General features: G+C 37.5%; 27 protein-coding genes and 1 tRNA gene. 23 read left to right on the top strand and 5 right to left on the bottom strand.

Features of this window, described 5'->3' with window-relative positions:
- The 7 genes from GX687_06430 to GX687_06400 form a co-directional block, all read left to right on the top strand.
- The coding region (locus GX687_06430) for a ferrous iron transporter B (protein HHX97073.1) at positions 1-852 on the top strand (852 nt) is incomplete at its 5' end.
- A 46-nt stretch (positions 853-898) separates the two neighbouring features.
- Positions 899-1366: a metal-dependent transcriptional regulator gene (locus GX687_06425; protein HHX97072.1), complete on the top strand. Its 468-nt coding sequence runs from the start codon at positions 899-901 to the stop codon at positions 1364-1366.
- Between the two features lie 15 nt (positions 1367-1381).
- A complete protein-coding gene (locus tag GX687_06420; protein ID HHX97071.1) occupies positions 1382-2779 on the top strand; it encodes an MFS transporter in 1398 nt (465 codons plus the stop codon).
- A 2-nt stretch (positions 2780-2781) separates the two neighbouring features.
- Positions 2782-3108 (top strand): CGGC domain-containing protein, encoded by a 327-nt coding sequence (locus GX687_06415; protein ID HHX97070.1) that lies wholly within the window; start codon positions 2782-2784, stop codon positions 3106-3108.
- A complete protein-coding gene (locus tag GX687_06410; GenBank protein ID HHX97069.1) occupies positions 3104-3697 on the top strand; it encodes an XTP/dITP diphosphatase in 594 nt (197 codons plus the stop codon). Before GX687_06415 ends, GX687_06410 begins: the two co-directional genes overlap by 5 nt.
- Entirely contained in the window at positions 3694-4164 is a 471-nt protein-coding gene (locus tag GX687_06405) for a metallophosphoesterase (GenBank protein HHX97068.1), read from the top strand. Before GX687_06410 ends, GX687_06405 begins: the two co-directional genes overlap by 4 nt.
- An 87-nt stretch (positions 4165-4251) precedes the next feature.
- The gene (locus tag GX687_06400) at positions 4252-5310 is read left to right on the top strand and encodes an NAD(P)-dependent alcohol dehydrogenase (protein ID HHX97067.1); all 1059 of its coding nucleotides are present in this window, start codon (positions 4252-4254) and stop codon (positions 5308-5310) included.
- 87 nt (positions 5311-5397) lie between these two features.
- Here GX687_06400 and GX687_06395 read toward each other — a convergent pair whose 3' ends face one another.
- The 3 genes from GX687_06395 to GX687_06385 form a co-directional block, all read right to left on the bottom strand.
- The gene (locus GX687_06395; GenBank protein HHX97066.1) at positions 5398-6258 is read right to left on the bottom strand and encodes a DegV family protein; all 861 of its coding nucleotides are present in this window, start codon (positions 6256-6258) and stop codon (positions 5398-5400) included.
- Positions 6259-6440: 182 nt separating this feature from the next.
- A tRNA-Thr gene (locus GX687_06390) sits at positions 6441-6515 on the bottom strand.
- A 34-nt stretch (positions 6516-6549) separates the two neighbouring features.
- A complete protein-coding gene (locus GX687_06385) occupies positions 6550-7674 on the bottom strand; it encodes a CapA family protein (protein ID HHX97065.1) in 1125 nt (374 codons plus the stop codon).
- A 130-nt stretch (positions 7675-7804) separates the two neighbouring features.
- Between GX687_06385 and GX687_06380 the strand changes: the two genes are divergently transcribed.
- The 5 genes from GX687_06380 (at position 7805) to GX687_06360 (ending at position 12111) form a co-directional block, all read left to right on the top strand.
- Positions 7805-8056, top strand: a complete 252-nt coding sequence (locus GX687_06380; protein HHX97064.1) for a hypothetical protein — start codon at positions 7805-7807, stop codon at positions 8054-8056.
- The gene (locus tag GX687_06375) at positions 8056-8883 is read left to right on the top strand and encodes a deoxyribonuclease IV (GenBank protein HHX97063.1); all 828 of its coding nucleotides are present in this window, start codon (positions 8056-8058) and stop codon (positions 8881-8883) included. Before GX687_06380 ends, GX687_06375 begins: the two co-directional genes overlap by 1 nt.
- 116 nt (positions 8884-8999) lie before the next feature.
- Complete coding sequence (locus GX687_06370; GenBank protein ID HHX97062.1) at positions 9000-9452, top strand: NfeD family protein; 453 nt, start codon at positions 9000-9002, stop codon at positions 9450-9452.
- Positions 9452-10384 carry an SPFH/Band 7/PHB domain protein gene (locus GX687_06365; protein HHX97061.1) on the top strand — a complete coding sequence of 311 codons (933 nt, stop codon included), beginning with the start codon at positions 9452-9454 and terminating at the stop codon, positions 10382-10384. The genes GX687_06370 and GX687_06365 overlap by 1 nt, the downstream gene beginning before the upstream one ends.
- A gap of 92 nt (positions 10385-10476) precedes the next feature.
- A complete protein-coding gene (locus GX687_06360) occupies positions 10477-12111 on the top strand; it encodes an FAD-dependent oxidoreductase (GenBank protein HHX97060.1) in 1635 nt (544 codons plus the stop codon).
- Here GX687_06360 and GX687_06355 read toward each other — a convergent pair whose 3' ends face one another.
- Complete coding sequence (locus GX687_06355) at positions 12112-12942, bottom strand: YitT family protein (protein HHX97059.1); 831 nt, start codon at positions 12940-12942, stop codon at positions 12112-12114.
- 86 nt (positions 12943-13028) lie between these two features.
- Here GX687_06355 and GX687_06350 point away from each other — a divergent pair, with 86 nt between their 5' ends.
- The 8 genes from GX687_06350 to GX687_06315 all read left to right on the top strand — a co-directional run bounded on the left by GX687_06350 (position 13029) and on the right by GX687_06315 (position 19799).
- Positions 13029-14327 carry a phenylacetate--CoA ligase gene (locus GX687_06350; protein ID HHX97058.1) on the top strand — a complete coding sequence of 433 codons (1299 nt, stop codon included), beginning with the start codon at positions 13029-13031 and terminating at the stop codon, positions 14325-14327.
- Between the two features lie 11 nt (positions 14328-14338).
- Positions 14339-14767 carry an ACT domain-containing protein gene (locus GX687_06345; protein HHX97057.1) on the top strand — a complete coding sequence of 143 codons (429 nt, stop codon included), beginning with the start codon at positions 14339-14341 and terminating at the stop codon, positions 14765-14767.
- A 15-nt stretch (positions 14768-14782) separates the two neighbouring features.
- Positions 14783-15538, top strand: a complete 756-nt coding sequence (locus tag GX687_06340) for a prolipoprotein diacylglyceryl transferase (protein ID HHX97056.1) — start codon at positions 14783-14785, stop codon at positions 15536-15538.
- Positions 15539-15614: 76 nt separating this feature from the next.
- Entirely contained in the window at positions 15615-16211 is a 597-nt protein-coding gene (locus GX687_06335) for a GerMN domain-containing protein (GenBank protein ID HHX97055.1), read from the top strand.
- 170 nt (positions 16212-16381) lie between these two features.
- The gene (locus GX687_06330; GenBank protein HHX97054.1) at positions 16382-18004 is read left to right on the top strand and encodes an SH3 domain-containing protein; all 1623 of its coding nucleotides are present in this window, start codon (positions 16382-16384) and stop codon (positions 18002-18004) included.
- A 67-nt stretch (positions 18005-18071) separates the two neighbouring features.
- Positions 18072-18272, top strand: coding sequence for a hypothetical protein (locus tag GX687_06325; GenBank protein ID HHX97053.1), 201 nt, complete (start codon positions 18072-18074; stop codon positions 18270-18272).
- Between the two features lie 94 nt (positions 18273-18366).
- Positions 18367-19572 carry a hypothetical protein gene (locus GX687_06320; protein ID HHX97052.1) on the top strand — a complete coding sequence of 402 codons (1206 nt, stop codon included), beginning with the start codon at positions 18367-18369 and terminating at the stop codon, positions 19570-19572.
- A 35-nt stretch (positions 19573-19607) separates the two neighbouring features.
- Positions 19608-19799 carry a twin-arginine translocation signal domain-containing protein gene (locus GX687_06315; GenBank protein HHX97051.1) on the top strand — a complete coding sequence of 64 codons (192 nt, stop codon included), beginning with the start codon at positions 19608-19610 and terminating at the stop codon, positions 19797-19799.
- Between the two features lie 583 nt (positions 19800-20382).
- On the opposite strand, the gene GX687_06310 is transcribed toward GX687_06315, so the two are convergent.
- Positions 20383-21972, bottom strand: coding sequence for an IS1634 family transposase (locus GX687_06310; GenBank protein HHX97050.1), 1590 nt, complete (start codon positions 21970-21972; stop codon positions 20383-20385).
- 270 nt (positions 21973-22242) lie between these two features.
- Between GX687_06310 and GX687_06305 the strand changes: the two genes are divergently transcribed.
- The 3 genes from GX687_06305 to rph form a co-directional block, all read left to right on the top strand.
- The gene (locus GX687_06305) at positions 22243-22761 is read left to right on the top strand and encodes a DUF2179 domain-containing protein (GenBank protein HHX97049.1); all 519 of its coding nucleotides are present in this window, start codon (positions 22243-22245) and stop codon (positions 22759-22761) included.
- A gap of 17 nt (positions 22762-22778) precedes the next feature.
- Positions 22779-23573, top strand: a complete 795-nt coding sequence (locus tag GX687_06300) for a glutamate racemase (protein ID HHX97048.1) — start codon at positions 22779-22781, stop codon at positions 23571-23573.
- Positions 23574-23590: 17 nt separating this feature from the next.
- Positions 23591-24203 (top strand): ribonuclease PH (gene rph / locus GX687_06295; protein HHX97047.1); only part of this gene is annotated, 613 nt, incomplete at its 3' end.

The raw sequence follows: 24203 nt of genomic DNA, 5'->3' as shown, positions 1-24203 counted from the left end.
GTTTTATCTTTTTATGTTTTATTGGGTTTACTTGAGGATAGTGGTTATTTACCGCGGTTAGCTATTTTAACTGATCTTGTTTTTCGTAGATTGGGTTTACAAGGAACTAATATTATTCCTTTTATGCTTGGTTATGGTTGTGCTATTCCCGCTATTTTAAGTACCCGTGCGGTAGGTGAAAAACGGGAAAGATTAGTGGTGGCTACTTTGTTAGCCATTGGTGTTCCCTGTATTTCTCAAACTGGTGCCTTTATTTCCCTTTTGGGAGAACATTCGCTGCTTTTAATTTTTGCTTTATATGGCTTAGCACTTATCACTATGTATTTAATTGGTCTTCTATTAAAAAGATTTTCTACACGACCTGAAATACCGTTAATTTTGGAATTACCGCCTTTATTGATACCTCAGGCTAAAGTAATTGCTCAAAGAACTTGGGTGCGTTTACGACATTTTGCCCAGGATGCTTTATTTCCTTTAACTACTGCGGTAGCTTTTACCGCAATTTTATATGAAACAGGAGGCCTAGCTTATTTGGGACATTTACTAGAACCTTTGGTGGTGCGTTGGTTAGGTTTACCTGCTGAAGCTAGTGTGGCTTTAATTATGGGGATTGTACGTCGCGAATTGGCTGTACTGCCATTAATTGATCTTAATTTAAGTCTTACACAATTATTTGTCGGTTCGGTTTTGGCCTTGTTTTATATGCCTTGTATTGCTGTTTTTGGTGTGTTTGCTAGTGAGTTTGGTATGGGAATGGCTCTGATGATTGGTTTGGTAACTACTGGTTTGGCTTTTTTAATGGGTGGTTTCTTTAATCATTTATTTCAATTGTTGATTTGGTTTTGGGGCTGATAAAATTTTGGCAATCAGATAAAATAAATTGAAAGGAGGGAAATAAATGTTAAAGCGTTATTCTCAATCTGAAGAGGACTATTTGGAAGCCATCTATTTGATTGAGTTAAAAAATAAGGTGGTGCGGGTCAAAGATGTAGCTGAAAGTGTGGGTGTGACTATGCCTTCAGTAGTTTCCGCTATTCGTTCTTTATCGGAAAAAGGTTTGGTGGAACAGGAACAATATGGTCATATTGAGCTTACACTGAAGGGAAGGAAAGTAGCCCGAGATGTTTACGAAAGACATAAAACTTTGTATACTTTTTTTCATCAGTTTTTGGGTTTGGAAGCTGCTATTGCCGAAAAAGATGCTTGTTTAATGGAACATCATTTATCTCCGGAAACTAGACAGCGTTTATTAAAAGTGCTAGAGTATGTGCAAGGTTGTGAAGAAGTACTATTTTTGGAACGTTTATGGCATTTTATTGAAACAGGGGATCGCTTGGGACCTTGTAGTGGTTGTGGGGTAAAGTAGAAAGTAGGAATTAAAATGGCGGAAAATGTTGTTTCCACTCAGCGTTATAAAATTTTGGCTGCTTTGATGCTCGGGGGAATTATGGGGCCAATTGATGCTAGTATTGTTAATGTTATTTTGCCAACTATAGCTCATTTTTTTAACGCCTCTTTGGCAACGGCACAATGGGTTCCTTTGATTTATCTTTTGACAATTAGCAGTATGCTATTGTTTTACGGGCGTTTGGGTGATATTTGGGGATATCGGTTAATTTATTTAATTGGTCTAGGCTGTTTTGTTGCGGCTTCTTTGTTTTGTGGTTTAGCTCCCACCATTTATTTTTTAATTGTTTTTCGGGCTTTACAAGGTATTGGAGCTGGTATGATGATGGCAGTACCTTTTGCCATTTTGACTGCTGTTTTTGAGCCCCATGAGCGGGGCAAAGCTATGGGGATTAATGCCATCAGTATTTCGGCTGGCTTAGCGTTGGGTCCTACACTGGGAGGATTATTGACTGCACTTTGGTCTTGGCGGTTAGTTTTTTTAATTAATCTACCTATTGGTCTTATTGCCCTATTATGGGGTTTAAAGGTTATTCCTGATTTAAAAGGTAAGCCTGGACGTATGGACTTTGGGGGTGCTTTAACAGCTTTTGTTAGCCTTTTGTCCTTTCTCTTTTTTATTAATCATTTACAGGTAGATGGCTGGAGCTTGTTAAGTGGTTCGGCTCTGGGTATTGCTTTACTTGCTGGTATTGCCTTTCTTTATTTTGAAAGTCATTTACCAGACCCGATGGTAAATTTAGATTTATTTAAAAATCGTACCTTTTCTCTCGGTATAATTAGTTCTTTATTAAATTTTGCTTCACAATATACTTTGGTTTTTTTAACACCTTTTTATTTACAGCGAGTGATGAACTATTCTCCGGAAAAAATCGGCTTTTTAATGACTAGTTTTCCTTTGGCTGTAATGCTGGTGGCCCCTTTAAGTGGTGCTCTCTCTGATAAATTTGGCAGCCGGCGTTTGGCTGTACTTGGTTCTGGATTATGTGCGGTTGCTTTAATCACTATGGCTTATTTACCACTCATGGCTACCGCTTTTGTGGTTAGCTGGCGTTTAGCTCTGTTTGGTTTAGGAAATGGAATTTTTCAGTCCCCGAATAATAATGCGGTAATGGGTAGTGTGCCGCGACCTTATTTAGGGGTTGCTTCTAGTGTTTTGGGTACAGTGCGTAATGTGGGTATGGCAGTAGGTATTGCCTTTGCCGGTCTACTGCTTTATTTGTCAGTTCCCCCGGAAATTATTGCTCGGGAGTATTTGACTGGCAGTGATGCCTTCGCTTTTTTAAAGGGTTTACATGCCGCTTATTTGTTTGGTGCTTTTTGTTCTTTGTTTGCTGCCTATTTTTCTTTTAAACAGGCCAAGGGGGTGTGATTATGAAAAAGGTAGGTATTATTCGCTGTCAGCAAACTGAAGATTTATGCGTGGGAAGTACGGATTTTAAAATAGCCCGTAGGGGAAAAGGTAGTTTTGAAGAATTTGGTCCGGTAGAAATTATTGGTTTTGTCTCTTGTGGTGGCTGCCCGGGGAAAAGAGCGGTACAAAGGGCAAAATTAATGGTTGAACAGGGAGCAGAATTTATTGTTTTGGCTTCTTGTTTGGTTAGGGGGACACCACTGGCGTTTCCATGTCCCCATTATCGACAAATTAAAAAAGCCATTATTAGGGAAGTGGGGGAAATTGTCATTGAGGGAACACATTAAAATTCTTTTGGCTACTCATAATTTAGGTAAAGCAAAGGAAATTAAAAAAATGCTGCCTGATTTACCATTACAAATATTTACTTTGGCTGATTTAGTTACTTGTCCACCTGTAGAGGAAACAGGCAGTACTTTTTTGGAAAATGCTTTATTAAAGGCACAAGCTGCAGCCTTGTTTTCCGAATATCCTGTTTTGGCAGATGATTCAGGTTTAGAGGTGGATGCTTTGGGTGGTCAACCCGGTGTTTATTCGGCTCGTTTTGCCGGGGAAGCAAGCAGTGATTTAGTTAATAATTTGAAATTATTGGAATTACTAAAGGATGTTCCTCCGGAAAAAAGAGGGGCACGTTTTAAATGTGCCTTAGTATTAATCACCCCCCGGGAGAAAATTTACAGTGTGGAAGGAATTTGCCCTGGTGTAATTCTCAAGGAATTGAAGGGAAGTGGTGGTTTTGGTTATGATCCCCTTTTTTATATACCCCAACTTAAAAAAACAATGGCTGAATTAGGTGTTGAAGAGAAAAATAAAATTAGTCATCGCGGACAGGCTTGGCGGAAAATGATTCCTTATATAACTGAGGTTATTTCATGAAAATTGGTTTAGTTGGGGATACACATGGTTCGGCAGAAGCCTTGAAAAAAATTGAGCAGGTTTTTACGGGGGTTAATCTTTTATTCCACACCGGGGATCATTGGCAAGATGGTGTTTATTTGGAAAAGAAAATGGGCCTTCCTGTTTTGGCTGTTAAAGGAAATTGTGATTATGGTTCACAGCCGAGTGAACTGCAGCTGAAGTTAAAGGATAAACAATTTTTTTTGACTCATGGCCATACTTATGGAGTTAAATTTACAATTAAAACTTTATTGGCTCGTGCTAAAGAGTTGGGGGTGGATTATTGTCTATTTGGACATACCCATCGCCCTTTTTTAAAAAAGGAAGCAGGTATCTATTTTTTAAATCCTGGCAGCTGGGCTTTCCCTAGAGGTAAAGAAAAGTATATAGGAATTGGCTTGCTATATCGTGAAAATGAATTTCAACCTTTTTTTGTGCAGGGATAAAAAATATTTTGTATACATTATTAAAGGGATGCACTACTTTTGATTAATGTGGTACAATTAAGTTTAAATTTAGGAGGTGGTTTTTTTATGAAAGGTTTTGCGATGTTGGGAATTGGTAAAGTAGGTTGGATTGAAAAAAAGGATCCGGTTGCCGGTCCTTTTGATGCTGTTTGTCGACCTTTGGCTTTATCACCTTGTACCTCTGATATCCATACTGTTTTTGAAGGTGCTTTGGGTGAACGTAAAGACATGATTTTAGGTCACGAGGCTGTAGGTGAAGTTGTAGAGGTAGGTAGTGAAGTAAAGGATTTTAAACCTGGGGATCGAGTCGTTGTGCCTGCCATCACTCCGGATTGGCGTTCTTTGGAAGCACAAGCCGGTTTTTCGCAGCATTCAGGGGGAATGTTAGCCGGTTGGAAATTTTCAAATTTTAAAGATGGTTCTATGGCTGAATTATTTCATGTAAATGATGCAGACATGAATTTGGCTTTATTACCTGAGGATGTTTCTTTGGAATCAGCCGTAATGCTTACTGATATGGTTACTACTGGTTTTCATGGTGCTGAATTGGCTAATTTACAATTTGGCGATACTGTGGTTGTTGTCGGTATTGGTCCTGTAGGATTAATGGCAGTAGCCGGGGCCAAATTAAAAGGTGCTGGTAGAATCTTTGCTGTGGGCAGTAGGCCTTTATGTGTGGAAGCCGCTAAATTTTATGGGGCTACTGACATTATTAATTATCGTGATGGAGATATAGTGGAACAGGTCTTGAAATTAACGGATAATCAAGGTGTTGACGCTGTAATTATTGCTGGTGGTACACCAGAGGTTGTGGCTCAAGCGGTAAAAATGGTCAAGCCAGGTGGTCATATTTCTAATATAAATTATCATGGTGTGGGAGAATCACTGCCTATTCCCCGTGTAGAATGGGGTAGTGGTATGGCTCATAAAAACATTGTTGGTGGTTTGACACCTGGGGGACGTTTAAGAATGGAAAAATTAATTAGTTTAGTTAGTCATGGACGCCTAGATCCAAGTAAATTGGTTACTCATGTCTTTAATGGTTTGGAATATGCCGAAAAGGCACTTCTGTTAATGAAGGATAAACCGCGTGATTTAATTAAGCCAGTGGTCTTGGTTGAATAGGGGTAATATGGAAAGGTAAAAAGGTGTTCTGGAAATTAAGTTTTTCCAGAACACCTTTTTTGTTTGGCTTCGACTTGGGGAATAATTTTAGTCAGTTAATATTTGTTGAGTATAATAGGCGATGCCGATAGCCCCAGGACCTACATGTAGACCAATAACTGGACCGATATCTAATATTTTAACTTCACTTTGTAGTTTTTCTTTAATTTGGTTAGCTAAGGAAGTGGCTTCTGGTAGGCAGTTGATATGGTGCACAATGACTTCCCCTAATCCATAGTGTTCAATATCGGCAGCCATAGTTTCAATCATAGTTTGTAGAGCCTTTTTTTGAGTACGTATTTTTTTAAATACAGCTGTTTGACCATTTTTTACGGTTAATATGGGGATTATTTTTAAAATATGTCCTAAAAGTGCGGCTGCTCCACCTATACGTCCCCCTTTTTTTAGATATTCCAAGTTGGCGGGGATAAAAAGAAATTTGCTGCGTTCAATATTTTTTTCCGCAGCATTTTTCACTTCCGCAAGTGATTTACCCAACAGGGCCGCCTTAGCGGCTTGAATAACGGCAAATCCCAATTGCATACAATTGGAGCGGGAATCTATAATTTCAATGGAGGCTTCTTTATTTTCTTGTAAAATTTTTTTCTTTACCGCTTGTGCGGTGGCATAGGTTCCGCTCATTTCCGAGGAGATGAAAATCCCTAAAAGGTTTTTACTTTTTTTTAAAAGCAGTTGCATGGTTTCGTAAAGGTCCCCAAAAGTAGGTTGTGAAGATTGGGGGATGCCTTTTTTCTTCATTAATTGATAAAAAGTGCTATTATCTATTTCTGTTTCTTTAAATGAAATGTCGTTAAAAGAAACATTTAAGGGAACGGTAGTGATTTGCAGTTCTTTTTTGGTTTTCGAGTCAATATAGCTGGTACTGTCCGTGAATACTTGTACTGTCATGATTTCACCTCATAATTATTACTATGTTAAACAAGGGGTTAATACAATAGTATAATAATTAAAGGATTTTTGCACGGGCTTTTTAAATTGGTTTGAAGTAATAGATTTTGTTTCTAAGCAAAAAATATATTTAAAAAGCAGGACCCCTGTTTTGGGGATCCTGCTTTTTAGTTATAATTTTGTGGAGCTGGTGATGTGATTTGAACACACGACCTGCTGATTACGAATCAGCTGCTCTACCCCTGAGCTACACCAGCAGCAATATTATTATAAATAGGGGAAAGGGGGTTGTCAATAATAGGCGGAAACATGAATTTCGGCTTGTTGTAAATCGATGATTTCTTGACGGGAGTAATCACCTAGTTCTGCCTCTCTGATTTGGGCTAAGGCTTCGTCTATGGGAATAATTTTAAAGTTTGTTTTGTTGTTTGCTGTCCATTTTCTTGTCCAAACGGGAATATAGGAGGAGTTTTTAAAATAGGGTTCTTGGGTTTCGGGGTCAATACCGAAATGGAGGTTGGCGATTACAGCTGTTTTTCTTTCTAGTCCGTTTTGATCTGAAATGAAATTGCCTAAAGAATAAACTACATATTGTTTTTTACCTTCATCATTAATGATTATATCTGAACCTTGTAAAACATGAGCATGACTTCCCAAAATTACGTCGGCACCAGCTTTAAAACATGTTTTGGCTAAATAAATTTGATTGTTATCAGGGCGATCTCGATATTCTTCGCCAAAATGAAGGCAGAGAATTATAAGTTGGGCTCCTTCCGCACGGGCCTTTTTGATTGTGGAGGTGATTTTTATTTCTTCAATCAGTTTGACGGCATGTTCGTGGCCAGATGGTGGTTTTAGACCATTGGTTCCGTATGTATAGGCTAAAATGGCTACTTTGACACCTTTTATATTTGTATAACAGATTTTTTCTTGTTCCTCAGGACTGCGAGAGGTTCCGGTATGTAATAAATTAGCTTCATCTAGATAGTCTAAAGTTTGATAAGTAATATTTACTCCTTTATCTAAGCAGTGATTGTTAGCGGTTACCAAACAATCAAAACCGGCATCTTTAAGATTTTGGGCTAAAATAGCGGGAGCATTAAAGCGTGGATAGCCACTATATAATTTAGGATTATCACTTAAAGTTGTTTCTAAATTACCGATGACAAAATCAGCTTGTTCAAAATATGGTTTCACCTCGGTGAAAAAAGAAGAAAAATCATATGTTTTGTTTTCTGCTTGATAGCCTGCTTTTATTTGTGTACTATGCATCATAATGTCGCCTACAGCGGTTATGGTGAAGGTTTCCTCACGGGGGGGTTCTGGTGGTGCGGCTGTCTTTTTGTTAGGAGTAATATCTTCACAGCCGGTAAAAACAAATAATCCCAACAGCAAAAAAATAAGTAATCTTTTCATATAATTCACATCCTTGCACATTATAAAATTATTATAACAAGAAAAGAAGGGTTTGTCCCTAAAGTGTGGCGAAAACATTAGAAAAGGCATAAATTAAGGCAGATGAATATAGAATAAGGAAGTGGATATTTTGGCTTATGTGCGAATTACCTTTTCACGAGAGATGTTAAGGGCTCTATTACATAATTTAAAAGATTTGCGTTCTCCGGCTGGTGAATATATTATTGAAAATGAAATAAGTGATACTCGTGAGATTATTAGGGTTATTAATTTAATTAGTGGTGATGTTTTTGAGCAAACTATTCAAAAAGATGTTGGTAGTGATACCTGTCAAATCTACGAGTTTCCTTTGAAAATCAAAGAAGAAAAGGATGATTTATAGTGTGGGTGGGGGCACATCTTTCAATTGGGCAGGGTTTGACGGCCGCAGTACATACAGCAGTGAAAATAGGGGCTAATACTTTGCAGTTTTTTATGCGTAATCCGCGTGGTGGTAAAATGTGTGTGGTGAATAAAGAGGATTATGAAGGGGCTTGGGTTTTAATGCGGGAGCATGATTTTGGACCATTGGTTGCTCATGCTCCCTATACCTATAATTTAGCTTCTGCTAAGGAAAATGTGCGGGCTTTTTCGCAGTTTGCTTTAAAAGAGGATTTGCAGAGAATGCGGCAAATGGAGGTACCTTTTTTGGTTTTACATCCAGGGTCACATGTAGGGCAGGGGGAAGAGAAAGGATCAGTTCTGGTGGTTGAAGCTTTAAAACAGGTATTGGCTGATTTGCCTGTGGGAATAATGATTCTTTTGGAAAGTATGGCTGGACAAGGTTCGGAATTAGGCTATAAGTTTGAGCATTTGGCTCAAATTATCGAAGGGTGTGAAAATCATCCTGGTTTAGGGGTTTGTTTGGACAGCTGTCATTTAACTGCTGCTGGTTATGATTTGAGTACATGGACAAAATTTAAGGGGGAATTTAGTAAATTTTTGGAATGGGAAAGAATCAAGGTTTTTCATTTAAATGATTCCCAGCATCCTTTAGGTTCACGAAAAGATCGGCATGCCAAATTAGGAGAGGGATATTTAGGTTGGGAAATGATTGCAGATTTACTTGGTCACTTAAAACAGGAGAAGTGGCCTTTAATTTTAGAGACACCACAAGATTTAGATGGTTATGCTGGTGAAATCAAGGAAATTAAAAAAATTTGTCGGTAATTATAAAAAGGATACTGGTAATGTTGTAAATGTTCCGTATTTGTTGTAAAATTGTAGTAAAGAATGCTTAAGAAGGAAAGTATTTTAGATTATAGAAAGGGGGTTTGGCATTTTAAATGGGAAACCCTTGGACTTGGTTAGTGTTGGCAATTGTTTTTGGAACAGTGGAATTATGTAATTTTGATTTGACCATGTGTTGGTTTTTAGTGGGTGCCTTATTGGCGTTTTTAGCAGCTTTGTGCGGTATTCCTTGGTATATACAAATAGCAATTTTCTTAATAGCCACTATTTTATCTTTAATTTTCTTAAGACCATTAGCTAAAGATTTATTCAAAATAGGGGCTGTGCAAACAAATGCACCTGCTTTAATTGGTAAGACGGCGATTGTTCAGGAGAAAATTACTCCTTTAAGGCCGGGTGCCATTAATGTTTACGGACAAATTTGGGGTGCCAAATCATTAGCTCACGAAGAAATTGATGTGAATGAAGAAGTGCAGATTGTAGAAATAGAGGGTGTTTTTCTTAAAGTGCAAAAATTATTGGGGAGTAATCATGAGGGGGCGGAGTAATGCTATATGTAATTTTAATTATTATTGTACTGTTGATTGGTACTAATGTACGAGTTGTTCCACAAACTGAAGCCTATATTATTGAAAGGTTGGGTGCTTATTTAGGTACATGGTATGTGGGACTGCATTTTAAAGTACCTATTATTGACCGTATTTCTATGGTGGTTTCTTTAAAGGAACAAATAAAGGATTTTAGGCCACAACCGGTAATTACTAAGGATAATGTTACCATTACTATTGATACCGTGGTTTTTTATCAGGTTACTGATCCTAAGGCTTATGCCTATGGTGTGGAAAATCCGGTTTTAGCTATTGATAATATTACTACTACTAGTTTGAGAAATATTATTGGGGAATTAGAACTTGACCAAACATTAACTTCTCGTGATATTATTAACTCTCGTATGAGAAGTGTACTTGATGCTGCTACTGGTGCTTGGGGTATAAAGGTACATCGGGTGGAGGTAAAAAACATTGTGCCGCCGGCGGAAATTCAGGATGCCATGGAACGGCAAATGAAGGCTGAACGGGAAAGACGGGAAGCTATTTTAAGAGCTGAAGGGGAAAAAGAATCAGCTATTCGGGTAGCTGAAGGACATAAAGAGGCTGTGGTTTTAAATGCGGAAGCGGAAAAACGTTCTGCCATTTTGATTGCTGAGGCCAAAAAAGAGGCAGCTATTAGGGAAGCCGAAGGGGAGGCTGAAGCAATTTTGAAAGTGCAGCGAGCTACAGCCGAAGGTTTAAAAATGCTTAAAAATGCCGCACCAGATAATCAGGTGATTGCTTTAAAAAGCCTGGAGGCTTTGGCTCAGGTAGCAGATGGTCAAGCTACAAAGCTGATTATTCCTTCGGAAATACAAAACTTGACCGCTGTTGCGGCCTCTTTAGCTGAAGTGTTAAAAGCGGAAGGACCGCGGAAAATAACGGAATAATTTTAAATCCCTCACCAATTGGTGGGGGATAGCTTTTAGTGGGAACCTTTGTTATAATCGGTTTAATCTAGGTTCACTAAGTAGGTGAAAAAATGCGTTTTTTGAAAAAGATGCTTATTCCAGTAGTAGTTTTAATTATTGGTTTTTGGTTATGGGGTCTGAAAGTCCCTACAGAAGAATATGATTTAGTAATTTATGGTGGTGGTTTTGCTGGTTGTGCGGCTGCTTATAATGCTGCCCAAGTGGTCCCTTATGGAAATATTTTATTAGTGGTCCCTGATCCTGTATCTAAACTTGGTGGTTTAGGTACTATTGGTGGACAGAATTTTGCCGATATTCGTTATTGGCAAAATGAATTAGTGACTCAAGGTTCTTTTCAGCGTTGGTTTGAAGAATGTGGTCAATTCTATAATCCTCTTTTATGGGCTGATATTTTAAAAGCTGAGTTAAGTCAATTTACTAATTTAACAATTCTTTATCAGCATGATTTGCAAAAAGTATCTACTGAGCAGTTGGAAAATAGTCAGCAGATTACTTCACTTCTTTTGCGTCCTATAGCTCGAACTAGTAAAGGGGAGGTACACTGGAAATGGGGAAAATTGCGAGTTTTGGGTAAAGTATTTATTGATGCTTCAGATGAAGGCCGTTTAACTCGTTTAGCTGGGGAGCCTTTTGTAGTAGGGCGGCAAGATTGGCCCTGGGAATATCTTCCTGAGGATGAAAAAGAGATGGCACGTCAGCAAGCTGCTACACTAATGTTTCAGGTAAAAGGAGTACGTGTGCCATCTGTCGCACAGCAAATTGAAGATTTGCATTTTGTTTGTGATCAAAAGGGCAGTTGGGGGATTGTAGGTGGTAGAGAAATTTGGCAAAAAAACCCCATAATTAGAGGATTTAATGAATTATACGGACCGGAAGGCTGGGCTATTAAACCCCTTAATGCGGCTCAGTGTGGGGCTAATAGTGATACATGGTGGGTAAATATGTTGTTGATTTTTGATGTTGATGGTACTGATTATGCTAAAGATCGCAGTTTTTTTGCTTCACGTAAAAAAACTGTTGATGACTTTTGGATCAAAGCACATCGGGTTTTGGCAGAAGAACATTTTTTAAAGGCTTTAAGAGAATTTAAGGTGATAGTAGATGGTAAAATGTATGGTTTGGGTGAAGTAAATATTGTGAAGGATGAAGCTGGTCAGCCTTTAGTAGGTGAAGTGATCTATTTAAGAGAAACGGTTCATTTAAAGGGAAAGGGGGCTTTAACTACTGAAGCAGTACAGCAGGCTGGTAGTAGTTTCAGGGAAGGTAAAGATAGGGACTATTATAGTCAAAGGATAGGGCTTGGCTATTATTTAATGGACATTAATGCCTATCAATATTGTGATTTAAAACAGGGTGAGCAATTTGTTTGGCCGGTAACCGAATATTTAAGACCAGATTGGCAGTTGTCTGGTGGTCAACCAGTAAATCCTGTTTATTTGCCTTTTCAAATGCTGGTTCCTGTAAAGAATGTTAATTTATTAGTGCCTGGTTATGCTGTAGGTTGTTCATCTATGGCTTGGTCTTCAATTAGGGTGCTTCCCAATTTAGCTGTATTAGGAGATGCCGCTGGAGTTGCGGCGGCTAGGGCTCTTCTATTTAATGAAGACTTTACTTCTTTTGATACTGAACAAATTACCTGGGTACAAAAAAAATTAAAAGAATTAGGAGCACGTTTAGATAAATAATTATTTTCGGGGTTGAAAACCTTCGCCAATTACTTCAAAGACATTACTGACGATAACAAAGGCTTGGGGATCTATTTCGTAAATAATTTTTTTTATAGGTAGTAATTGCTGTTTATTAATAATTACGTAAAGAATATTTTTTTCTTCCCCAGTATAGGCTCCGATTCCTTTAAAAAGAGTTGCCCCCCTTTCTAGTTCGTGCAAAATAGCTTTTTTGATTTCTTGATTAGCTGTGGAAATAACGGTAACTGCTCGGGCTTCGTGACCACCTTCAAGAAAACGGTCAATGACACGGCTAAAAATAAAAAGGGCTACTAATGTATAAAGAGCTATTTCCAAACCAAAGAAAATTACGACCAAAAAAATCAAGGCTAAATCGAAACCAAAGTAGACACTACCAATGTTAATTCCTGTTTTCTCATGTATAAGGCGGGCCAAAATATCCACACCTCCGGTAGTAGCTCCGGAACGTAAAACTAGTCCAATACCGATACCAGTTAAGGTGCCGCCATAAAGAGCACCAAGTAATAAATCATTAGTTTGAAAACCCCAATTGGCGGTAAGATCTATTGCTAGGGAGACGGCTAAAACTCCCAAAAGGGTTTTAAAGAAAAACTCTTTACCCCAAAAATAGCCGCCGATAAAGAAAAGAGGAATATTTAAAACTAGTAAAATAATTCCCACAGACCAATTGGTTAAGTAATGAATAACTAAGGCCAGTCCCGTAAAACCGCCTTCGGCGAGGCCATTGGCAATAATAAAATAATTTAGGCCTCCGGCGAAAATTAATGAACCTAGGGCTATCCCTAGATAAGGTATAATTCTTTTCATTGTTTTTACCTCACTGAATTTTTTGGTTGCCGGAAAATTATAAATGCATTATACTTAAATTTAATTTTAAAAAGTAGGTGGGGGATATGTATTGGAATCAATATTATGAATGTATGCCGCGTGAACAATTGGCGGAAATACAGTTAGAAAGATTAAAGAAGATAGTAACTACTGTTTACCAGGTCGTGCCTTTTTATCATAACAAATTTAAGGATTTAGGCATAGAACCTTCAGAGATTAAATCCCTAAAGGATTTAAGTAAACTTCCTTTTACAACTAAACAGGATTTGCTGGCTAATTATCCTTTTAAAATGTTTGCCGCGGATTTAAAAGCAGTAGTCCGGGTTCATGCATCTTCTGGTACAACCGGTAAACCAACAGTAGTTGGTTATACACGTCGGGATTTAAATAATTGGGCTGAATTGGCGGCTCGTTCATTAACCTGTGGAGGAACTACCAAAGATTCTATAGTACAAGTGGCTTATGGTTATGGTTTATTTACCGGAGGTTTAGGTGTGCATTATGGTGCTGAACGTATTGGTTCTATGGTTATCCCCGTTTCCGGGGGAAACACGGAACGCCAATTGATGATTATGCAGGATTTTGGTACTACTGTGTTGGCTTGTACCCCATCTTATGCCATTCATTTAGCTGATGTTTGGGAAAATAAGGGTCTTGATCGTGAAAAGCTAAAATTAAAATATGGTATTTTTGGGGCTGAACCTTGGTCTGAGGAAATGCGGCGGGAAATAGAAAATAGGTTGGGGATAAGTGCTGTAGATATTTATGGTTTATCTGAGGTTATTGGTCCGGGAGTTGCCTGTGAATGTCAAGAAAAAGCCGGTCTGCATATTTTTGAGGATCATTTTTTGCCGGAAATTATTGATCCTCATACTGGGGAATCCTTGCCATATGGTATGAGGGGGGAATTGGTGCTCACTACTTTAACTAAAGAGGCTTTTCCTGTCATTCGTTATCGTACCGGTGATATTACTGTTTTAAACCCTCAGCCTTGTTTATGTGGTCGAACTCATCTCCGCATGCATAAAGTAATGGGGCGAACTGATGATATGTTGGTGATTCGCGGTGTTAATGTTTTTCCTTCACAAGTAGAGGCAGTTATTTTGGAATGTGGTGGCACTGAACCACACTATTTATTATTAGTGGATCGTCAGGGTAGTATGGATGTCTTGGAGGTTCAAGTAGAAGTATCTGCTGAGATGTTTTCCGATCAGGTGAGAAGACTTGAAGATTTGGAAAGAAAAATTCGCTGTCGTTTGCAATCTGTTTTAGGTTTGGCGGCTCGCGTAAAATTAGTTGAACCACAATCACTACCACGTAGTGAAGGTAAAATTCAGCGGGTTGTGGATCACAGAAAAATATAGGGGGTAATTAAATGGTTCAGCAGATTTCTTTGTTTTTAGAAAACAAGAAAGGGCGTTTAGCTCATGTCTGTCGTGTCTTAGGAGAGGCTGGAATTAACATTCGGGCCTTATCTATTGCTGATACTACTGATTTTGGGGTTTTGCGTTTAATTGTTAATCAGCCGCGACAGGCCTACGAAGTTTTAAAACAGCATAATTTTGTAGTCAGTATGACTACTGTTTTGGCTATGGAGGTGGCCGATACCCCCGGTGGTTTGGCCGGTGCCTTAACTAAATTGGATGAAGCGGGGATTAATGTAGAGTACATTTATGCATTTTTGGGTACTACTTCTTCTGAGGCCTTGGTAATTATTCGAGTGGAAAATCCGGAAAAAGCCAAAGCGGTAATCCGTCAAGCTGGGATTAATATTTTAGAGGGTAAAACTGTTTATGCCTTATAATGGGGAGGACTAAAGATGAAATTTATACCGCAGCCAATTGCTTTTCGAATTGGCTCGTGGCCAATTTACTGGTATGGTATTCTTTTGGCTACAGCTATTTCTTTAGGGACCTATTTAGTATTAAAAGAAGCGAAAAAAAAGGGGCTGGATCCTGACCAGATTCTTAATATTATTTTAATGGTACTGCCTGCGGCTTTTTTAGGTGCACGTTTATATTATGTAATTTTTAATTGGTCCTATTATCAGCGTTTTCCTCTTGAGATTTTGGCTGTTTGGCAGGGGGGATTAGCTATTCACGGTGGTTTAATTGCTGGTTTTTTGGCTGCCTTTTTTTTATTGCGTAAATATGGACTTGATTTTTGGTTGGCGGCTGATATAGCCGCTCCCAGTATTATTTTAGGTCAAGCTATTGGGCGTTGGGGTAATTTTTTTAATCAAGAGGCTTATGGTTATGAAGTTGATCCTACGAGTTTTCCTTTCGCCATGTATATTGATGGGGCTTATCGTCATCCCACTTTTTTATATGAATCACTGTGGAATGTGTTTGTTTTTTTGCTATTAATTTCTTTAAGAAGAAAAAAGGGTTTATTAACTGGCGACCTTTTCCTTTTATATCTTATATTATATTCGTTAGGTCGTTTTTTTATTGAGGGATTACGTACCGACAGTTTAATGCTTACAGCTAATTTACGTATGGCCCAAGTAGTTAGTGCTTTGGTTATTGGGGTGGGCTTAATTTTGTTAGGGTATAGACATAAAAGGGTTTCTTAGAAAAATGGTGCATTTTTTTAGGCATAATTTCCCGGCAGACAAATATTATGTAAGCAGGGAAGAAAGGAGGAAAAAAATGCACCGCCTAAGGTATATCTTTTGTTTAATTTTAATCATGTGTTTTTTTATGCCTGCTTGTGGATTATTAAATAAAATGAAACAGGATTTTAAACATAGTGAAGGACTTTTGGAAGATAATATTTATGATGAACCAATTGTAGTTATGGAAACACCAGAAGAAATACCTACTCTCACTACAGAAACTAAACTAATTACTCTTTATTTTGCAGATCCATTAACCAAAAAATTAGTTAGCGAAGAAAGGGAAATAGCTAAAGTAACTGGTATTGCCAGGGCTACTTTGGAAGAATTAATTAAGGGGCCTTTGGGTTTAAATTTGGAGCCTACTATACCAGCAAATACTAAATTATTAGATATTAATGTACGTGATGATGGCTTAGCCATAGTTGATTTTAGCGGAGATTTAATTAGGGATTTGCCTATTTCGGTAGTCGCGGAAGAATTAGCCGTTTTCTCTATAGTTAATACTTTAACTCAATTTCCTACGGTTGAAGAAGTAGAATTAAGAGTGGAAGGACAAAAAATGGAAACCCTGCTTGGTTATTTACAATGGGAAGAATCTTTAATTCGGGATGTCAGTTTGATAGAATAACGGTAAGGTCAGCAGACCCTACCGTTTTTTTATGGGAACTTTTTCGTGCTGTCATTAGTCTAACATCAGTAGGTGTTCTTTTAATACCATAAATTCCCGCTCTCATTTTTAGAGGAATTTAGACAGAAAAGTAGAATATGTACTAGGAATGGAAAAGGAGATGGGGAGTAGTGTTTAAAAGATGGGGAATTTTAATTATTTTAGGTCTCTTAGGGGGACTGTTAATTTTAACTATACCTGTTTTAGCGGCTAATGAAGGCATAGTCACCGGTACAATAGTAAATGTGCGGGAAGGACCAGGGCAAGATATTAAAGCACAAGTTAAAATAGGACAAACCTTACCCATTCTTGCTGAAAAAAATGGTTGGTATCAAGTGTGTGTACATACTGGTTTAGATGGTTGGATTAGTGGTGAATATTTTAGTCCTATAATTAAAAATATTACTGTAACCGGAAATACGGTAAATTTACGCAGTGGTCCTGCTACTACTTATAAGCAAGAAGGACAAGTTAAAGCTGGACAAGCCTTGGTGGTTTTAGCGGAAAAGGATGGCTGGTATCAAGTTTTATCACCCCAATTTAAAAAGGTCTGGATTTGTGCAAATTATGTTGAGGAAAAGGAAATTGCAAGTTCTGTAAAGGGTTCGGTTGTGATTATCACTAATGTATTAAATGTTAGGCAGGGCCCGGGAACTAATTATCCAGAGCTAACTAAAATAGGGTTAAATGAACGCCATCAAGCTTTAGAAAGTAAAAATGGTTGGTATAAAATTAAAGTTAATAATTTAGAGGGTTGGGTTTCAGGTGATTATGTAGAATTTATTGCGGAGACCACTGGAGAAACTCCTGCCCGTGATAATGTTGCACCCAAAGAAGTTTTAATTGTTCCTTTAGCTGCGGAAAAAACCTTTATTGTTGTTGACCGTGCTGGAAAACCAGAGATAGTTTTGGAAGGCTGGTCAGCGGAGGAATTTAATTTGATTCAAGAAGGTTCTACCTTAATTTTTGAATTGCAAGGTCCTAGTACTAGAAAATATGAAGGTAAACTTGAACGTTTGGGGATTACGCGGGTAAATGTTTATCCGCGGGGAGAAAAAGTGATTGTAGAATTAGATTTTAATTTTCAGCCGGATTCCAAAATAGGTGCTACAGATGCACAAAAGAAAACTTTAATTCGTTTGGGTGTTTTGCCTATTAGTACTAAAGGGTTGCAAAATAGGTTAATTGTGCTTGATCCCGGACATGCTAGTATCCAACCAGGTGGTGGTTTAGATCCAGGGGCAATTGGTACTAGATTAAAATTACAGGAAAAAGACGTTAATTTAGGGGTAGCCTTAAAATTAAAAACGATTTTGGAAAAGGCCGGGGCTAAAGTAGTTATGACTCATACTGGTAGTACGAATTTAACTTTGGCTCAAAGAGCTGGAGTAGCCAATAGTTTACAAGCTGATGTCTTTGTTAGTATTCATGCTGATTCTGGTAAACCCGGAGTTTCGGGGCACACTACTTATTTTTATGCTCCTTCGAGTCATAATGTTTTAGGGGCACAGCGTGCCCAGCGTTTAAGATTGGCCACTTTGGTACAGCGAGAATTGGTGAAAAGTGGTGGTCGACGGGATATCGGGGTACGAGAAGAAAACTTTGCTGTTTTAAGAGAAACACGTGTCCCTTCAATTTTGGTGGAAACCGCTTTTCTTACCGATCGTATAGAAGAAGTACTCCTCAGCCAAGATTGGTTCCAAGAAAAGTTAGCTGAGGGTATTGCCAATGGTTTGAGAGCCTATTTTAATTAAAAAAGGACCTTCATAAATTGAAGGTCTTTTTTACTTCTTAATCAAGAATATCTGTTAACATAGTTGTATGAACATTTGCAATTTGGACTGTGGCTGGCATAGTGAACGACGTTTCCCAAGAAGAATGCTTCGGTGGTGGGAGGTAAAATTAGAAAATTACGTGGTTATTTCACAGGGAATTGGTAGTATAATTTACGTTCAATATATTGCTAAAAGAACAGGTAAAAATTGTGTAGAACTATATGCCAATGAGGTTCACGAAGGATAAAATGTTGTCCTGGCAAGATGTCTAAAGATATGATACAATTAAAAATAATCTACAAGTCTAAGCACGCAAGAAAAATTATAAGGAGGCGAAAAAATTGGGTTTGTTAGATTATTTAACTAAAGGTTGGGGAGAAAAACCGGTTGTTTCAGTGGTGGATGAAGGTGTGTTTATTGATGCTTCAAAAGAAGCAGCTGAGGTTAATTATCGGGAATGTCGGACGGCTGTTATTGAATCATTTATGGCGAATTTAGCGGAACCGAAATTAAGGGGAAAGGCCTTACAAGAAAAAATTCGTACTGATTATGAAAATCTGAATCAGCGGATTGAGGAAAACTTTAAACCTTTGATTACTCTTGTTGAGGAGTTTTTGCAGTCTCAAAAAAGTGCTGTTGTTGAAGCTCAATTGGCAGAGATTAATGAAAAAAAGAAGGTTTTGCAACAGGCCAATTTTGTTGCTCATAGTGTACATGGTGTTTATAGTGGTCTTCAATTTGGTGGGGATTACAGTTTTTGGTTACCTCAAGAGACAAAGTATCTTTTAGCTGATGATTTACTTTTTTTTACCAGAACCTACAAAGAAGAATTTGCGGAGAATCCCCAAGGATTTAATCGGATTCAAGATACGCTTCATTTATCACTGGGAACAGAAAGATATACTTTTGGTTTAGCAGAACGTCAATTGCGGAAAGAATATGAAATAAAGAAAAATGCCCCCAAGACTTGGGAAGAAATACAAAAAATATCTTTTATAGCCGAAGAAGCTGAGTTAAAGGAGCACATTGCTAAGGCTACTGATGAAATTCAAGATGTCCTAGCTAATTTACCAAAACTTAATTTTGACGGACCACAACGGGCGGTCTTATGTGCTAAAGCATTAAATAAATATCATGAAAAGTGCAGAATAGCTGATAGTAGTATGCAATCTGTTGTTAAAATGATTGAAAAAGGGTTACAGAAGATCGAAAAATTTGAACAACACCGAACTATCATTGGTGAAAAATATGATTGTACCGAGAAAAGACAAGAGATCGAAAAAATATTAATGGATGTTAATGAAATTGATTATGATTTCAGTTCTTATCAAAAATTAGCCGATCAGGCTGTGTATACCTATTTTAAAAGTGGTTCTTCTTTTGTGCGGTCGAATAAAATACGGCCTTTAACAGCAAAGGATTTTCAAACATTAATTCGATTAGATCGACAATTTGGCGGTAGTGGTAAAGGGGTGGCTAAAATTGGTCAGCAATTAAATTTTGCAGAACAAGCCCCTCAGATTAATAATGTAGAACGGGTCAGATAGGTTAATTATTTTTGAAGGAGATATTGTAAAAAATATTGACCAGGCGAGATCTTTTAACTTATTTAGGTGTTTTAGGGGTAGCAGCGGTTTTGCCGCTTAAATTAGTGGAACTGGTATCAAAGTCCAAACGTCTGCAAGCTCTAAAACTGGTAGATTGTGATTGGGTACTGGATAATGTTTTTTTAATTGACGGACAAGGCTATTTTTTAGCCCCCGGGTTTATATAATTTACATACTCATACTGCAGACTATTTTTTTAGTGGTGGTGAAATGAGTGCCTTTTCACCATAGGGTGTTACTTCGCAAATTGGCGGTAATTGTGGTCGCTCACTAGGTAAGATTAAAAACTTTTTTACTCAAGTACCTCGGATGCTGATTAATTATGGTCTTCTTATGGGATAAATTACTTTACGACAAGATGTTTTACATGAAAAAGGCGGTTTGAATATGATCGAGTTTTAGAGGCCTTAGAAGAAGCAATTGAAGTTAGTTCTTCTAAGGCCGATGTATTGTACAATATAGTCATTTGAAAGTGTAATTGGTCTAGAAATGCTTAGTTAAGCAGTTGCTGGTGGCCTTGATAAACTCGCCACGCACACTCGTGACTTCAGTCGTGAGTTAGTGGGAATTGTTTTACATATACTAAAAAATAATACATTAAAATGTAATTAAGTGCTTGATCATTCATGATTACATATCTTGACTTTTTCACTAAAATAGTACAAAAACCCCTGTAGCCACTAATATATCAGTGCCTACAGGGGTTTTTGTTTATTCATAAAGTTGTTGTACTATGGCTTGAAATTTTAATTATTTTTTTACATCAGATATAATTTTTTTTATCTCACCTAAAGTCATAAATCTCCTTGCAAAATTAATATTTGTGACCTTTCCTAATTTTTCGGCTACCTCATCATAGTGATCAAACATGTAATAATTTTTATCTACATAAGTTCCACTAATATTTTTCATCGTCGCTATCAATTTCTTGGTTGAATATTTGTTCCCACTTTGAATTTCCGTAAGCCTTAATAATAAAAGTGAGACAAAGCAAGTTAGGAAATAGGCTTCAATATGTTCTTTTAATGATACATACACCGGCCTGGTTTCAAGCTCTGATTTTGTAATTTTAAAAGTTTCCTCGATTTTCCATAAACCCCTGTAGGCATTTAAAATATCCTGATTACTCATTTTAAGTTCACTTGTTACAATTAAATAATAACCATCATATTTTTCCTCATCGGCAATTTTGGCTTCATTAATGAAATGAGCACTAGGTGTTTTTTCATAAACTTCCCCGGTTTTTTTATCACAGGAATCAGGACTATAAAAAGCGACCTGCTTTTGATCAATTTCAACTTGAACTCTTTTACCCTGGTCATTCTCAATCCAAATTTTAGTAGTGACAATTCGGGATTTAATCTTGAAGCCATCGGAGGAAACCTGGTATCCGTCATTAGATAAAACGTAATTCTTCACTTCTTTGCTGCCGTCTTTGACAGTTTGGGAATAAATGTAGCCATTTTTATTAATAATGTTGTAAGCAATGTTCTCACCGGTATTTATTCCCCTATCAGCAACCACAATAACGCGACCCAAATTATATTTATCCTTCAGCTCATGAAGGGCTGGTATTAAGGTGGTAGAATCATTAGTATTGCCCTTGAACAATTTATAGGCAATAGGAAGACCGGAATTGTCCATTAAAAGACCCATCTGAACAATAGGAGTAGTCCGATGTTCCTTGGAAACCCCGGTCTTTCTAAAGTCATCCGCGTCCTTAATTTCGAAATAATAATTGGTAACATCATAATAAACCTGGGAAGTATCCCGGCCATAGTTCATTCTAACCATTTCATGAATATGGAGGAGTAAATCATTTTTATACTTATAAAAATAGTCTAAGGACCTGTAAACATCACTAATTTTAAAATTAAAATCTAGAAAGTATCTGTCCATATTTTCATAAGAATTCTTCCTGGAAGAAGGGTGTAGGATTCGAGAGTAGACAAGCATCTGGAAAATATTATTCAGGGAATATTTTATATTTAGATTCCGCTGCCGATTAATAAAAAAGTTATCAATGCCTAATTCATGATAAAAATAAGACAAAACAGCAAAACCTAGATTCTTCCTTAAAACTGTAGAGGAAGGAATGGTTTCATTAGGAGAAAAACTAAAATCAAGTGAGGAAATCTTTTTTTTAGCTTCCTCGGTCATTTCCTTGGCTAAATTGGAGAAATAAGAAATGGGATCCTCATATTCCTTTTCTAATTCATCTAAAAAGCCAACAGTTTTTACTTTTCTTTGTTTATTTTTTTTAGTAATCGGATCCCGATAGCCCTCTACAATCGAGAGATATAGTCTTCCGTTAGGTCTTCTGTCTTTTTTTAAAAACATTATTATCACCCAATAACATTATACTATAGAACGTCATAGAATAATAACTAAATGATTTAAATTTGACACAAAAAAACCTTTGTATTATCCATAATTACAAGGTGATAAGAGTTCACATTTAGTTTTTAGGTGAAAAAGTCGGGAATCTTATAGGGGGAAACCAGGGTTTTCTGGTTTCCCCCTTATAAATTTGCTTTAGAAAAACAATACTTAGGTGGCTTAGAATATGTTATACTAGAAATGTACTTAATGATGGAGGGACAAAAAACAGTGTGGGGAATCATCGGTGGTTATCTATTTATTTTTCTAGCCCGGGTGTGTGATGTTTCTTTAGCTACTATTCGTACTTTAATGGTGGTAAGGGGACAAAAGCTTTATGCGGCAATAATTGGTTTTTTTGAAGTAATAATTTATATTTTGGCTTTAGGTAAAATTTTTTCGGATTTAGCTAATCCATTAAATTTGTTATCTTATGCTTTGGGTTATGCTACTGGTAATTATGTAGGTACTTATCTTGAGGAAAAATTAGCAGTAGGTATTTTTACAGCCCAGGTAATTACCTTAAGGGATCCTTGGGAATTAACCGGAATTTTGCGGAATAAAGGATATGGAGTAACTGTAATTGAAGGTGAAGGTCGAGAAGGCCGCCGTTATATTTTGCAAATTATTTTAAAAAGAAAACGGTTCCGAGATTTGCAAAAGATAATTGAAGAATGGGATACAGAAGCTTTTTATACTATTTTTGATGCACGTTTAACACAGGGTGGTGTTTTAACTCCTAAGATCTAAATAAGGGAGCGGGAAAGATGAGGGAAAATAATGCCCCTTTGGGAGTGTTTGATTCGGGGCTGGGTGGTCTAACCATTGTACGGGAAATTCTAAAACAATTACCACAAGAATCTGTGCTTTATTTTGCTGATACGGCACATGTACCCTATGGTTCGCGTGATCCGGAGGAATTACGGGGTTTTGCTTTTCAAATTACTGCCTATTTAGTCAAGCGGCAGTGCAAAATGATTATTATAGCTTGTAATACTAGTACCGCTTTGGCCTATGATTTTTTGCGGTCTAATTTTAATGTGCCGCTTGTGGGAGTGATTGAGCCAGGGGTTTCTAGGGCTTTACAAGTAACTGCAAATGGTAAAATTGGGATTATTGGTACCTTGGCAACTATTCAAAGTGGTGTTTATCAAAAAAAGTTAAAGGCTGTGGCTGAGGAAGTAGTTGCTCTCTCTTGTCCGCCTTTTGTGGAATTAGTGGAAAAAGGCAAGTTGAGGGGTTTGGAAACCGAAGAAATTGTTGCTGGCTGTTTAGCCCCTTTACAGGCAAGAGAAATTGATACCTTAATTTTAGGTTGTACTCACTATCCTTTTTTAAGGGAGAGTATTACTCGTTTTTTGGGACCTAAGGTAAAAATAGTTGATCCAGCAGAGGAAACTGTTAGGCAGACAGCTAGGCTTCTAAAAGCTAATAGTCTTTCTGCAGGGAATCAAAAACCGCGGTACAGCTATTTTAGTAGTAAAAATGCTTATGATTTTAAAATTAAAGGTAGTGCATTTTTAGGACGTGATTTGGGGACTGTAAAAGAGATTTACTTATAGGGAAAGGGGTAATTTACATGGAAAGGGAAGCTGGTAGAAAAGTAAATCAGTTAAGAGAGGTGAAATTAACACCTCATTATATAAAATATCCTGAAGGTTCTGTGCTAATTGAGATGGGAGCTACTAAAGTTCTTTGTAATGCTACAGTTGAGGAAAAGGTACCTTCTTTTTTAAGGGGTGAAAATAAAGGCTGGGTTACTGCTGAATATGCTATGCTGCCTAGGGCTACCGAGGTGCGCAATCAGCGGGAAGCCATTAGAGGAAGAATTAGTGGACGAACAAATGAAATTCAGCGTTTGATAGGACGTGCTTTACGGGCAGTGATTGATTTAGAAAAATTAGGTGAACGGACTATTGTTTTGGATTGTGATGTTTTGCAGGCTGATGGAGGAACGCGCACCGCAGCGATTACCGGGGCCTTTGTAGCTTTATATTTAGCTCTGGAAAAACTGGTAAAAACTGATGTTTTGCCGGAGCTGCCTCTTTTAGATTGGTTAGCTGCTGTTAGTGTAGGTAAAATTGGTGATACCCTATTATTGGATTTGGCCTATAAAGAGGATTTCCAAGCAGATGTTGATTTGAATGTAGTGATGACCGGGAAAGGTAAGTTTGTGGAAATTCAGGGTACTG

It is taken from the genome of Clostridia bacterium (genome assembly GCA_012841935.1).
GTDB lineage: Bacteria > Bacillota > Peptococcia > DRI-13 > DTU073 > DUTS01.
Note: the sequence above shows the minus strand (reverse complement) of the source record. Positions and strands in the feature narration are given on the sequence as shown.